The organism is Pseudonocardia spirodelae (assembly GCF_037727765.1).
In the GTDB taxonomy this organism is placed as follows: Bacteria; Actinomycetota; Actinomycetes; order Mycobacteriales; family Pseudonocardiaceae; genus Pseudonocardia; species Pseudonocardia spirodelae.
On record NZ_JBBJUP010000012.1, the window covers coordinates 123,529 to 135,333 of the forward strand.

The 11,805-nt window shown below is 71.5% G+C and carries 15 protein-coding genes; 5 read left to right on the forward strand and 10 right to left on the reverse strand.

Going from position 1 to position 11,805, the window contains the following annotated elements:
* Positions 1-87: 87 nt before the first annotated feature.
* The 3 genes from WJX68_RS16080 to ychF are packed head-to-tail and all read left to right on the forward strand — an operon-like array spanning position 88 to position 3,333.
* Entirely contained in the window at positions 88-1,569 is a 1,482-nt protein-coding gene (locus WJX68_RS16080; RefSeq protein WP_340291613.1) for a sensor histidine kinase, read from the forward strand.
* Positions 1,566-2,234, forward strand: coding sequence for a response regulator transcription factor (locus tag WJX68_RS16085; protein WP_340291616.1), 669 nt, complete (start codon positions 1,566-1,568; stop codon positions 2,232-2,234). The genes WJX68_RS16080 and WJX68_RS16085 overlap by 4 nt, the downstream gene beginning before the upstream one ends.
* Positions 2,235-2,259: 25 nt before the next feature.
* Positions 2,260-3,333 carry a redox-regulated ATPase YchF gene (gene ychF, locus WJX68_RS16090; protein WP_340291618.1) on the forward strand — a complete coding sequence of 358 codons (1,074 nt, stop codon included), beginning with the start codon at positions 2,260-2,262 and terminating at the stop codon, positions 3,331-3,333.
* Between the two features lie 28 nt (positions 3,334-3,361).
* Here the strand turns inward: ychF and WJX68_RS16095 are convergent, their stop codons facing one another.
* The 10 genes from WJX68_RS16095 to WJX68_RS16140 all read right to left on the reverse strand — a co-directional run bounded on the left by WJX68_RS16095 (position 3,362) and on the right by WJX68_RS16140 (position 9,993).
* Positions 3,362-4,498 (reverse strand): tyrosine-type recombinase/integrase, encoded by a 1,137-nt coding sequence (locus WJX68_RS16095; RefSeq protein WP_340291621.1) that lies wholly within the window; start codon positions 4,496-4,498, stop codon positions 3,362-3,364.
* Positions 4,498-4,686 (reverse strand): helix-turn-helix transcriptional regulator, encoded by a 189-nt coding sequence (locus WJX68_RS16100; RefSeq protein ID WP_340291623.1) that lies wholly within the window; start codon positions 4,684-4,686, stop codon positions 4,498-4,500. The genes WJX68_RS16095 and WJX68_RS16100 overlap by 1 nt, the downstream gene beginning before the upstream one ends.
* Positions 4,683-6,044, reverse strand: a complete 1,362-nt coding sequence (locus WJX68_RS16105) for a replication initiator (protein WP_340291625.1) — start codon at positions 6,042-6,044, stop codon at positions 4,683-4,685. Before WJX68_RS16105 ends, WJX68_RS16100 begins: the two co-directional genes overlap by 4 nt.
* 93 nt (positions 6,045-6,137) lie before the next feature.
* Positions 6,138-6,803 (reverse strand): hypothetical protein, encoded by a 666-nt coding sequence (locus tag WJX68_RS16110; protein ID WP_340291627.1) that lies wholly within the window; start codon positions 6,801-6,803, stop codon positions 6,138-6,140.
* Positions 6,800-7,015, reverse strand: a complete 216-nt coding sequence (locus WJX68_RS16115; RefSeq protein WP_340291629.1) for a hypothetical protein — start codon at positions 7,013-7,015, stop codon at positions 6,800-6,802. The genes WJX68_RS16110 and WJX68_RS16115 overlap by 4 nt, the downstream gene beginning before the upstream one ends.
* Positions 7,015-8,292, reverse strand: a complete 1,278-nt coding sequence (locus WJX68_RS16120; protein ID WP_340291631.1) for an FtsK/SpoIIIE domain-containing protein — start codon at positions 8,290-8,292, stop codon at positions 7,015-7,017. The genes WJX68_RS16115 and WJX68_RS16120 overlap by 1 nt, the downstream gene beginning before the upstream one ends.
* 253 nt (positions 8,293-8,545) lie before the next feature.
* A complete protein-coding gene (locus WJX68_RS16125) occupies positions 8,546-8,734 on the reverse strand; it encodes a hypothetical protein (RefSeq protein WP_161152823.1) in 189 nt (62 codons plus the stop codon).
* Positions 8,735-8,737: 3 nt separating this feature from the next.
* Entirely contained in the window at positions 8,738-9,076 is a 339-nt protein-coding gene (locus WJX68_RS16130; protein ID WP_340291638.1) for a hypothetical protein, read from the reverse strand.
* Between the two features lie 3 nt (positions 9,077-9,079).
* The gene (locus tag WJX68_RS16135) at positions 9,080-9,268 is read right to left on the reverse strand and encodes a hypothetical protein (RefSeq protein ID WP_340291640.1); all 189 of its coding nucleotides are present in this window, start codon (positions 9,266-9,268) and stop codon (positions 9,080-9,082) included.
* 323 nt (positions 9,269-9,591) lie between these two features.
* Positions 9,592-9,993, reverse strand: a complete 402-nt coding sequence (locus WJX68_RS16140) for a hypothetical protein (protein ID WP_208823221.1) — start codon at positions 9,991-9,993, stop codon at positions 9,592-9,594.
* Positions 9,994-10,121: 128 nt separating this feature from the next.
* Here WJX68_RS16140 and WJX68_RS16145 point away from each other — a divergent pair, with 128 nt between their 5' ends.
* Together WJX68_RS16145 and WJX68_RS16150 are read left to right on the forward strand one after the other, a co-directional pair.
* Positions 10,122-10,991 (forward strand): winged helix-turn-helix domain-containing protein, encoded by an 870-nt coding sequence (locus tag WJX68_RS16145; RefSeq protein WP_340291645.1) that lies wholly within the window; start codon positions 10,122-10,124, stop codon positions 10,989-10,991.
* Entirely contained in the window at positions 10,988-11,680 is a 693-nt protein-coding gene (locus WJX68_RS16150) for an HAD family hydrolase (protein WP_340291647.1), read from the forward strand. Before WJX68_RS16145 ends, WJX68_RS16150 begins: the two co-directional genes overlap by 4 nt.
* Positions 11,681-11,805: the final 125 nt, after the last annotated feature.

Sequence of the window (11,805 nt, forward strand, 5' to 3'; positions counted from 1 at the left end):
GCCTTACGCCTCCCGGGGCAGTGCCGGCGACCGAGCGTGATCAACGGCGGGGGTGCCGCGGCGGTCGCGCGCGGCGGGTGCGGGACCATGGTCGTCGGCACGGAGGAGGGGACGACCATCGCGACCGACGCCGTGGAACCCGTACCCGGGGCCCGCCGCGCGGGGCGGGCGACCGCGGCCCGCACCCGGATCGTGGGCTGGGTGCTGCTGCTGGTCCTGCTGTCGCTGGGCGTCGTCACGCTCGTCACCTGGGTACTGCTGATCAACGAGACCGACCGGCGGATCGACGAGTCGCTCGACGCCGAGATCGCCGAGTTCGCCCGCGTCACCGAGACCGGCGTCAACCCGACGACGGGCCAGCCCTACGGCTCGGTCGACGAGATCCTCCGCTCGGTGATCGCGGCGAACGTCTCCCGGCCGAACGAGAAGTTCCTCGGCTACCTCGACGGCCGCTTCCGCTGGGAGTCGCGGCGCACCAGCCCGCGGGTGCTGCTGCGTGCGGACCCCGGGTTCACCGCGCTGGTCGCCGACGTGCGCCGGCCGGCCCGCGGCTCCCACCCGACCGAGGCGGGCGAGGTGCGCTGGGCGGCGCTGCCGGTCGGGCTCGCGGGCGACCCCTCGCGCGGCGTCATCGTGATCGGCTACTTCACCGAGCAGGAGCACGAGTTCGCCGACGAGGCGGCGCGCCTGATGGGCATCGTCGGCGTCGGGACGGCGCTGCTGTCCGCGGTCGGCGCCTGGCTGGTCGCCGGCCGGATCCTGCGCCCGCTGCGCGACGTCGCCGCCACCGCCCGCACGATCACCGGCTCGGACCTGTCGAGCCGCGTGCCGCAGCGCGACCGGGCCCGCGACGAGATCGCCGAGCTCGCCACGACGCTGAACGCGATGCTGGACCGCGTGCAGAGCGGCGTGGTGTCGCAGCGGCGCTTCGTCGACGACGCCGGGCACGAGCTGCGGACCCCGATCACCATCGTCCGCGGCCACCTGGGGGTGCTCGACGCGACCGACCCGGCCGACGTCCGCGAGACCGTCGCGCTGGTCGACGACGAGCTGGAACGGATGAACCGGCTCGTCTCGGAGATGCTCGCGCTGACCCGCGCCGAGCAGCCGTCGCTGCTGCGCCTGGAGACGGTGGACACCGCCGCGCTGACCCGCGAGCTGTTCGACAAGCTCACCGGGCTGGCCGACCGGGACTGGCGGCTGGAGTCGGTCGCCGCGGTGCGGGTGCGGATGGACCCGCAGCGCATCACCCAGGCCGTCGTCGCGCTGGCCGACAACGCGACCCGCTTCACCGGCGCCGGTGACCGGATCGCGCTCGGCTCGGAGGTCGCCGGGGACCGGCTGCGGATCTGGGTCGCCGACTCCGGTCCCGGGGTCGCGCCGGAGGACCGGCGCCGGGTGTTCCGCCGCTTCGCGCGCGGCGAGGACGCCCCGCGCTCCGACGGCGCGGGCCTGGGACTGTCCATCGTGGACGCCATCGCGACGACGCACGGCGGCCGCGTCCTGCTGGAGAGCACCCCCGGGCACGGGGCCACGTTCACCCTGGACCTGCCGAGGAGCGAGACGTGACGAGCCGGATCCTGGTGGCCGAGGACGAGCCGCGCATCGCGTCGTTCGTGAAGAAGGGCCTGGTCGCGGCGGGTTTCGCGGTGACCGTGGTGCCCGACGGGCCGGGCGTGCACGACCACGCCGTCACCGGCGGCTACGACCTGCTCGTGCTCGACATCGGGCTGCCCGGCATGGACGGCTTCGAGGTCCTGCGCCGGCTGCGGGCCGCGGGCAGCGCCGTCCCGGTGATCATCCTGACCGCGCGCGACAGCGTGCACGACACCGTCGCCGGGCTCACCGGGGGCGCCGACGACTACATGGCCAAGCCGTTCCAGTTCGAGGAGCTTCTCGCGCGGGTGCGGCTGCGGCTGGAGCGGGCCCGGCCCGCCCCGGACCCCGAGGTGCTCGCGTTCCACGGCCTGGAGCTGGACCCGCGCACCCGCCACGTCACCGTGCACGGCACGACCGCGGAGCTCTCGGCCCGCGAGTGCGCGCTCGCCGAGGCGTTCCTGCGCCACCCGGGCCAGGTGCTGTCCCGCGAGCAGCTCCTGCGACTGGCGTGGGGCCCGGGGTCCGACGCCGCGTCCAACGTCGTCGACGTCTACGTCCGCTACCTGCGCCGCAAGCTGGGCGCCGAGTGGATCGCGACGGTCCGCGGCGCGGGCTACCGGCTCGAACCGGGCTGAACCGCGGCGACTACCCTGGTCGTCCGTGTCCCTCACCCTCGGCATCGTCGGCCTGCCCAACGTCGGCAAGTCGACCCTGTTCAACGCGCTGACCCGCAACGACGTGCTCGCCGCGAACTACCCGTTCGCGACGATCGAGCCGAACGTGGGGGTCGTCCCGCTGCCCGACGCGCGCCTGGAGAAGCTGGCCGAGATCTTCTCCTCGGAGAAGATCCTCCCGGCGACGGTGTCCTTCGTCGACATCGCCGGCATCGTCAAGGGCGCGTCCGAGGGCGCGGGCCTGGGCAACAAGTTCCTCGCCAACATCCGCGAGTCCGACGCGATCTGCCAGGTCGTGCGCGTGTTCGACGACCCCGACGTGGTGCACGTCGACGGCCGCATCGACGCCGCGAGCGACATCGAGACGATCGCGACCGAGCTGGTCCTGGCCGACCTGCAGACGCTGGAGAAGGCGATCCCGCGGCTGGAGAAGGAGGCGCGCACGCACAAGGACCGCCGCCCGGTCCTGGACGCCGCGCAGGCCGCCGTCGCGATCCTGAACTCCGGTCGCACCCTGTTCCAGGCCGACGCCGACGCCTCGCTGCTGCGCGAGCTGACGCTGCTCACCACCAAGCCGTTCCTCTACGTCTTCAACGCCGACGAGGCCGTCCTCACCGACGACGCCCGCCGCAAGGAGCTCACCGAGCTCGTCGCCCCCGCCCAGGCGGTGTTCCTCGACGCGAAGGTCGAGGCCGAGCTGCTGGAGCTCGACGACGCCTCCGCCGCCGAGCTGCTCGAGTCCATCGGCCAGGACGAGCCCGGGCTGGCCCAGCTGGCCCGCGCCGGCTTCTCCACCCTGGGCCTGCAGACCTACCTGACCGCCGGGCCCAAGGAGTCGCGGGCCTGGACGATCCCGCAGGGCGCCACCGCGCCGCAGGCCGCCGGGGTGATCCACACCGACTTCGAGCGGGGCTTCATCAAGGCCGAGATCGTGTCCTACGACGACCTGGTCGCCGCGGGGACGATGAACGCCGCGAAGGCCGCGGGGAAGGTGCGGATGGAGGGCAAGGACTACGTCATGCACGACGGCGACGTGGTCGAGTTCCGCTTCAACGTCTGACCCGGCCCCGTTTCCGCTGGGCAGAGCCTTACGGCTCCGGTGTGTTCGTCACCGGTTCGTCAGTAGCGCCGAGGACGGCCGTCAGCATCGAGTCCGCAGCGGCTCGTGTCCGGTCCTCCGCGGTCGGCCACAGGTGCGCGTAGGTGCTCAGGGTGACGGTCGCGCTGGAGTGTCCGAGCGCCCGTTGCACGGTCACCACGTCGCAGCCCGCCGCGATCAGACCGGAGGCGAAGTAGTGCCGCAGATCGTGCAGGCGGACTGTCGGGTGCCCGGCGTCGCGCCGGGTCTTGCGCCACCAGTAGCCGACTGTGTTCTGGTGCGGCGGGTTGCCGTTCTCTCCCCGGAACAGCCATCGTTCCGACCCGCGGCCGGCCAACCCGTCAAGGTGCGTGCGGACGATGGCGACCAGACCGTCGGCGAGGAAGACCGTGCGCTCGCTGCCGTACTTGGGCGCCCGGATCTCGACGGCTTGGTCGTTCGCCCGCTGCACCTGTCGTCGGACCACGAGCCGCCGTTCCGGTAGGTCGAAGTCGCCGACCCGGACCGCTGCCGCCTCCCCGAGCCGTAGGCCGGCGAAAGCGCACAGGGCGATGAAGCACGCGAACCGCGGGTCGGCTGCATCCAGGAAGTCGCGCACCTCGTCAGGAGTCGGCACCTCCATCGCGACGTCAGCCCGACGAGCGCGAGGGAGCTTGACGCCCTCACTCGGATCGGCTGCCAGGATCCGGTCCTTGACCGCCCCGCGCAGCACCGCTCGGACGTTGTTCACCCGGGTTCGGATGGTCCCCGGTGCGAGCCCGGGATCGCGATCAGGGCCACGGTCGGCGGTCTGCATCTCCTTGATCCACAGCTCGACGTGCGACCTCAGCAGCCGCTGTAGTGGGACATCCCAGAACGGCACGGAGCGGGCCGCCAGGCTCATCGCACGTGCGGTGCTCGGCACCCAGATCTGGCGGGCGGACCAGCGCTCGAAGTACGCCCCGAATGTGACCCGGCCAGCGGTCGGGTCGACGTAGTTGCCGCTCACGAGTGAGGTGGTCTGCTCGTCCAGCCACCGTTGGGCGTCGGACTTCTTCCGGGTGGTCCGGGTGATCTGCTTGCCGCCCGGGTACGGCCGGTACTGGGCCTGCCACCGACCGTCCGACAGCTTCCGCACACTGGCCATCAGGCGCTCGCCTTGACCTGGTCGGCGACCCAGCTCCGGACGTCGTCCGAGCGGTAGCGGACGTGGCGGCCGATCCGGACCCCCTTCGGTCCGTAGCCGCGGCTGCGCCACTGGTAGAGGGTCTGGACCGGCACCCCGAGGTACTGCGCGACATCCCGGATCGTCCACAGCCGGTCAGCGCTGATCATGGCGCGCTCCTCTCCGTTCGGGTGCGGCGTTGTTCGTGTCGGCGTTCGGCGATGCTGAGGGCGATCTCTCGTTCGGCGTCGTTGCGGTGGCCGATGTGGACGACGGCCCAGTCGTTGACCACCAGCACCGCCCCGAGTTCGGCGGGGGTGTCGAAGGCGGCCAGCGTCTCCCCGAGGCGGTAGGTCCGGCGGTCGCCGCGGATCGCTCCGAAGGTCGTGGAGTAGTTGCGGGATTTGGTGAGGAAGTGGCCGCGGAACCCGAGCATGTGCGCCCAGCGGCGCAGGTTCAGCCCCTCGTATTCCTCGCGGCCGCCGAGCTCCCACGCGGTCTCGATGAGCCGTCGGTGGTGGGGGGTGATGTCGAGGTGGTCGAGGTGGGCGATGTCGCGGATGGGCCGGTCGGTGGCTTCGGACTTTCCGGTGCCCTTGGTGGCGTACTTGGCGACGTAGGCGGCCAGGGCTGAGTCGGTGATCTCGCCGTCGTCGTTCTCCAGCGCGGCCGCGGTGGTGGAGGTGATGGGGCGGATGTCGACCTGCGTGCCCCAGGCGAGCACTTGCGGTGTGCCGTCGGGCCGGTCGACGGTGAGCGAGACGTCGTGGGCGGCGTCCCGGATGGCGGCGTGGAGCGCGTCGGTGGTGATCCCGGCGGGTGGGGCGGTCCAGGGCCCCTCGGGGCCGTCGAGGCGGACGACGGCGTGGAAGTGGACGAGTCCGCGGCGTTGGTACTCGGCGACCTTGGCGTAGGACAGGCGGGCGTGGTCGCGGAAGTCGCGGACCCGGACGCCGAGTGTCTGGGCGAGCAGGCGGCGGAGGCGGATGGCGAACCGGTTCCACAGGACGCCGGAATGGGCCTGCCAGAGCACCGCGCCTACGTAGTCGTGGGTGTCGGGGTCCAGCGCGCAGCCGACGCGGGGATCGTCGCGGTGGTGCTTGTCCCCGCAGCGGCAGGGGATGACGAGGCCGCGGGCGGTGACCCGGCGGGTGTGGACCGGCCCGAACGACGGCGCGGTCAGGGTGACGAACAGCCGCGGGTGAGCAGCAGCGGTCTCGGGGACGCCCTTGCCGCCGGCCATTCCGGAGCGCAGGAGGTGGTAGGCGTCGGAGGCGTAGCGGTCCGAGCACGCGGGGCAGACCGACGCTCGTCGGTTGCCGCACGGGGCCAGGATCTCTCCGTCTCGCTCGGCCAGGACGGTGCCGGTGGCGCGGTCGTAGATCCGCGAGGAGCCGGTGAGGTGGATCGGTGCGGCGCAGCCGCCGATGGCGGTGACCTCGCGTCGCCAGGTCTGGAAGCCGTCGGAGCGCAGCAGGTGGGACAGGTCGTGGTCGTGCTGGTCGGACGTGGTCGTGGCAGCCGTCATCACGGCATCCCTCCGAGGGACGGGGCGAGTGGGGTGTGGGGTGGCGCCGGCCCCGCCGGGAGCTGGTCTCGTCTGCGGCGGGGCCGGGCCGGATCACCGGCGGTAGAGGCGGTGTTCGTGCTCGATCTCGACCGGGCCGGGTGTGTAGCCGTGGTAGCGGGCCAGGAGTCGGGCAGCGGCCCGGTAGCTCGAGGCGTGGCCGACGGTGGCGCCGTGGTCGTTCTCGACCCGGTAGCGGCCGCCGTCGCGCAGCACGGTCCCGCCCTGCCCGGTGGTGCCGAGGCAGACCAGGGCCTTGCCGGGCTCGACCACGTCGACGCCGATCACGCCCGTGGAGCGCTGCGGTTCCTTAGCGGTCTCCGGTGCCCGTGTCGGTTCCGGGATGGGCCGGAGGTGGTCCCAGCGCGACACCATGTCCCGGGTCACCTTCGGCACGAGCACTGACCGTGCCGGGCCCTCGGCGCCGTTGTGGTGGAGGTGGTGGGTGCCGCCGAGCCGGAGGTGTCCGGTGTCAAGGAGCTGAGCCACGGTGTCCCCGTCGTGCCGGGCCAGTCCATCGGCGCAGCCGGGGCGGGCCGGGTCGGCGCGCAGGACCAGGCCGGTGCGCTCGATGACGAACAGCCCGGGGTCTTGGGCCAGGGCGACGACGCGGGCGACTTCGCGCGGGTCCTGTGTCGCGGCGGGGCCGTGGTCGGTGGTCTCGACGGTGACAGGGTCCCCGAACAGCGCACCCTGCACCGTGCCCGTCTGGGCGCTCATGCCGACCACCACCAGGTAGCGCGGGCCTCCCAGGACCACTCCCGGGCGAGCTGGCGGATCACGTACCACTCCGCCACGACCGCACCGCCCGTGACGAACCAGAACCAGCCGGACGCCGATCCGAGGTAGAGCCACGTGGCGCCGACGATCAGCGCGAACAGCAGGGTGAACTTGAGCCAGGTGCGCAGGACCCATGCGGTGGTGGTGCCCATCAGGCGGCCCCCCGCTCGGTGTCGAGGTCGATCACGTCCGCATCCGGCGGGGGCGTGCAGCGGGTCACCAGCTCGGTGATCTCGTCGTCGGAGACGAACGCCGCCCGGAACCGCACCGGCAGGCGGAAGCCCTTGTCGATCACGAACCCGATCCCGGCATGACGCGCGTCGCCGGGGATCTCATCAGCCAGCGCACCCCGCTCCCGCGCTCCCTCGCCCAAGACCATGTCGACGTGAGAGGCCGCGGTGACCCCGAGGCAGATCCGCTGGGTGAACAGCTCACGGACATCGACCACGTCCTTGGAGGGCTCCTGCAGGTAGCCGTGGACCGCGAACAGCGACGCCCGACCCTGGGTCATCACCTCCGCCAGCAGCCGCAGGGCGTCGCGGACGGAGGTGCGGTCGCCGTAGGCGGTCAGCATGGCCATCTCGTCGATCACCAGCAGCTCCACCGGCGTGCCGGTCGAGGGCGTGCAGGCGCGGATGTTCTGGTCGCGCATGTCGTCCTGCCGGTCGCGCATCGCGTCCCGGAACTCGGTCAGCAGCTCCAACGCGGCGGGCATCGAGGTGGCGTAGCGGTGGAACAGCGGCGCCCCCTGCTCGGTCTCCACACCACCCTTGAGATCCACCATCCACACCCGCACGATCCCGTCGCGGATGCACGGCCCCACCCCGCGCAGCGTCGACCAGAGCACGGAGCCCTTCCCGGAGCCGGAGGCGCCGGCCACGAGGCGGTGTCCGCCGATGACGGGCGCGGTGAACGGTTCGCCGCGCTCGTTGTCCCCGATCTCCACCGCGCCGAGGTCGACGTCCTCGGTGGTCTCGGGGATGTCGGGGGCGGGGATGGTGCGGGTGAAGGGCAACTCCCATTCGATGACGATCGCCACGACGCCGGGTCGGTGGCGGGTGATCGCGACCCGGTGCGCGATCAGGGCTTCCCACAGGACCGAGGAGCGTTCCTGCCAGTAGGCGACGTCCTGCCCACGGACCATGCGCACGTACACGGTGTCGATCGACGCCGACGACGACCGCACCCGCAGCACGCGCGGCACGAGCTGGTCCCCGGTGTGCCGGTGCTCCTTCGTCAGCCCGGTGTCGGACATGAGCTGCGCCCACCGACGGCCGCGGTAGACCGTCCAACGCCGCCAGGTGGCCCGTAGGGCGGGTGCGGCGAACCGGTCGAAGCTCGCCGGGTGAGCACGGCCCCAGACCACTACGGAGCCCACCAGCGCGCCGAGGAGGATCGCCGCCAGGATCGGCCCGAGGACGAGCGCCAACCCGAGGACGATCACGGGAACGGCGACGAACCCGGGATGCCGGGCGGTCCAGGCCAACGCCTGGAACTCCCGCCCCGGAGGCCGAGACGCACGACCCACATGAGTGCGAGCCGGGCCGTTCATACGAGTTGCAGAGCTACTACGCTTGTTCACTGCTACCAGTCCTCACGAGAGTTGTCGGGTAGCAGGGGCGCCCGCTGTGTGTTTCCGCCAAGAACCAGTGCAGCGGGCGACCCCACCACCCAGAGATGGGTTACTTCTGTTCGCGCAGAGCGCCCCGTGCCGAGTCCAGATGCACGGTCAGGTGCGCGACGTCGCGGGCAAGGTTGTCGTGGGTGTTCTTGAACCCGCCCGTCCGATACGGAATCCCATGCAGCGAACGGCGCAGCTCGCGCATCGCGGCATCCAGCTCCTCGACGGTGCGATCCACAGCCTTCGACATGGGTCACTTCCTCCATTCGCGGGAGACCAGCTCGGCCTCCCACTTCTTCGCGGCCGACGCCATGACCCGCAGGGAGGCGTGCGCGGTCTTCGCCGAGGCCCGGATCTCCTCCGGCGACGCAGTCGACCAGTGCTCACCCGGGACGCCGCTCTTGGCCGACATCCCCTTGCCGGACCGCTTGGGCTTGGAGTCGGTGGCCTTCGCGGCGACCTTGTCGGCTTCGGCGAGGGCGTCCCCGACCAGCTGTAATGCCCGCCAGAACTCCCCGTACTTGCGCAGCGCGCGCCGGTTGACCTTTGGCAGCGTCTTGACCCGGTCCCGGGCCCCGAGGTTGATCGCCACCGCTCAGACCCCCTTGCGGATCGCAAGCTGGGCCAGGCGCAGGCCCTCGGCGACCCCGGCCCGCCACGCCTGCTCCGTCGCCACGACGGGGTGCTCGGTGCGGGCCCAGCGGCGCCGCTCGATCTCCAACCGCCGCACCAGACGACCCACACCGGTCGTCACCCGAGGACGGGTACTCGTGTTGGTGTTCATGCCGTCATCTCCATTCCGACCGACGGCGCCGGGCCGTGGGTCTCGCCGTCTCCGAAGCAGCCCGGGCAGACCCCGGAACCACCACACGCCCCGCACTCGACCCCGCAGGTCGAGTCGCCGTAGCCGTCGCACACATCGCACGCACGGCTACCGCTGCATTCGCCACACACCACCGCAGATCACCCCTCGGCAGAGGACACAGGTGCCCCGTCTCGGAATTACTGGGAACTGCCGGAACACCATTCCGGCGCATGAATTGGGCCGCTACATCAGGCGGCCGGCCCGCACATCACCGCGGGCGACACCGACGGCTCAGAGGTCGGTCAGGAGTGGTTCTCGTCGTCCTTGCCCCGCCGCATCGGCGCAGGGGCCGGGTGGGCGTGCTTGAGGCCCATCGCCTTGAATGCGATCCCCGACACCGTGCGCCCGTCGGGGGACTCGATGGAGTACGGGTTGATCTTCGGGTCGATGAGCTGCACCCGGGCGTCCTCCCCGAACCCCTCACCCGGGTCGGCGGTCAGGGTCACCTTGATCTCCTCACCCTTCGGCGCCCGCTGCCCCGCCTGCACCTGGAGCTTCGCGAACAGCGACACCACGAACTGCGTCACCCCGTCCCGGTCGGTCACCGGCACCTCTGCACCGTTCGCGTCCTGACGGGTCTTGGGAGCGGGCGGCTCCACCACCGTGAGCTTGTAGCCGTCGAGCACCACCGGGAGGTCCCTCATCGCTCTCTCCTTCGTTCACCTGACCAGCTTGGCTAGCCATCTTAGAATGACCGACTTGGCTAGCCATGTCAAGTACGAATGAGGAAGATGGCTAGCCGGGCTAGTCAGCCGACCGATACGGTGGAGTCATGAGCACGCCAGCCGAGTTCCTCGCGCATCTGGACCCGGAGGATCCGCGCACTCCGTCGCAGCAGATCTCCAACCAGATCCGCGCCGCGATCAAGCTCGGCAAGCTCAAGGCAGGGGAGAAGCTGCCGTCGCAGCCTGACCTGGCCGAGCGCTACGGCGTCGCCCGCGAGACGGTCAAGGCCGCGCTACGCCCGCTCTACGCCGAGCGGCTGCTCATCAGCCGCCAGGGGAGCGGGGTGTTCGTCCGCGCCCAGACCGAGCTACCGGTGGGGCTGCGCCCGCACATCGAAGCCGCGTTCGAGCGCCCACACGTGCGCATCGACTTCGCCGGGTTCTCCGGCGAGACCCTGGCCAACACCCTGTCCGAGGTCCTGGACAAGGTCCGCGCCGGACGCCTGAGCCCGGAGTCCATCGCCGTGCGAATCATGCTGTCCGACCCCGGCGTCCCCCTCGCGCTCCCCTGCCGAGCCGACACCGCCGCCGACGACCCCGCCGTACGCAAGCGCGCCGACCGCATCACCCGCCGCGCCGTGGACAGCATCACCGACGGCGTCCAGGAGCTTGCCGACCTCGGTCTGGTCAAGACCGCGACCGCGGAGGTCCGGGCGCACAGCGCCTCGCCGCTATTCAAGCTCTACCTGATCAACGACGAGGAAGCGTTCTTCGGCTTCTACCCCGTCCTGGAACACACCGTCACCATCGACAAGGCCCCCGTGCCGATCTTCGACCCGATGGGCAAGGACGCCACCCTGTTCCACTTCTCCACCGGCGACGACGCCGACACCAGCAACGGCCCCCAGTACGTCACCCAAGCCCGCACCTGGTTCGATTCCGTGTGGACGACCATCACCCGGGAGTACCCGCAGTGACCCTCCCGACCGGAACCCGCACCCAGCTCGCCGACCTGCTCCGCGGGGCCCGGGTCCTGCTCCTGGACTTCGACGGGCCCGTCGCGCACCTGTTCGCCGGCCACCCCGCACCCGAGGTCGCCGCCGCCGTCCGCCAGTTCGCCACCGTCCACGGCATCGACCTCAGCGAGGTCCGCACCGATGACCCGCTGGTCCTGCTCCGAGCCGCCTACCGGAATTCCCCCGAGTCCGGTCGCGACGTCGAGGCCCACGTCATCGAGCACGAGACCCGCGCCGCGACCGTCGCCGAACCAACCCCCGGCGCCCACGAGCTCATCCGCACCGCCATTGCGACCGGTCACACCGTCCTGATCGTCAGCAACAACTCCGAGCGAGCCATCCGCACCTACCTGGCCCGCCACGACCTCACCGAACACGTCGCGCAGATCATCGGCCGACCCTTCGGGCACCCCGAACAGATGAAGCCCGACCCCCACCTACTCCGCACGGCCCTGGACATCACCCGAGCAGCACCGAGCGACGCTGTGTTCGTCGGAGACTCCATCACCGACGCACTCGCCGGGACAGCGGCGGAAGTGCCGTGCATCGGTTACGCCAAGCAGCCCGAGCGCGCCGAGGGCCTGGCCGACGCGGACGCCCTAGTCGTCGTCGACGACATGCACGCGCTCGCCACCGCTTTGCGCCCGTGACACCACTGCACCCCGACATCGCCCGCGCCGCACACGCGCGATGGCCCGACCGCGCACCCGCCTGGGTCGAGGCGCTCCCCGTCGAGCTGGCCGAGGCCTGCGCCGCACTCTCGGTCACACCGACC

Excerpts from the sequence above, each read along its gene's own strand:
- WJX68_RS16110 (WP_340291627.1), bottom strand. The coding sequence starts at position 6,803 with ATGAGCGCCCAGACGGGCACGGTGCAGGGTGCGCTGTTCGGGGACCCT.
- WJX68_RS16080 (WP_340291613.1), top strand. The coding sequence starts at position 88 with ATGGTCGTCGGCACGGAGGAGGGGACGACCATCGCGACCGACGCCGTG.
- WJX68_RS16115 (WP_340291629.1), bottom strand. The coding sequence starts at position 7,015 with ATGGGCACCACCACCGCATGGGTCCTGCGCACCTGGCTCAAGTTCACC.
- WJX68_RS16140 (WP_208823221.1), bottom strand. The coding sequence starts at position 9,993 with ATGAGGGACCTCCCGGTGGTGCTCGACGGCTACAAGCTCACGGTGGTG.
- WJX68_RS16105 (WP_340291625.1), bottom strand. The coding sequence starts at position 6,044 with ATGACGGCTGCCACGACCACGTCCGACCAGCACGACCACGACCTGTCC.
- WJX68_RS16095 (WP_340291621.1), bottom strand. The coding sequence starts at position 4,498 with ATGGCCAGTGTGCGGAAGCTGTCGGACGGTCGGTGGCAGGCCCAGTAC.
- WJX68_RS16100 (WP_340291623.1), bottom strand. The coding sequence starts at position 4,686 with ATGATCAGCGCTGACCGGCTGTGGACGATCCGGGATGTCGCGCAGTAC.
- WJX68_RS16125 (WP_161152823.1), bottom strand. The coding sequence starts at position 8,734 with ATGTCGAAGGCTGTGGATCGCACCGTCGAGGAGCTGGATGCCGCGATG.
- WJX68_RS16135 (WP_340291640.1), bottom strand. The coding sequence starts at position 9,268 with ATGAACACCAACACGAGTACCCGTCCTCGGGTGACGACCGGTGTGGGT.
- WJX68_RS16145 (WP_340291645.1), top strand. The coding sequence starts at position 10,122 with ATGAGCACGCCAGCCGAGTTCCTCGCGCATCTGGACCCGGAGGATCCG.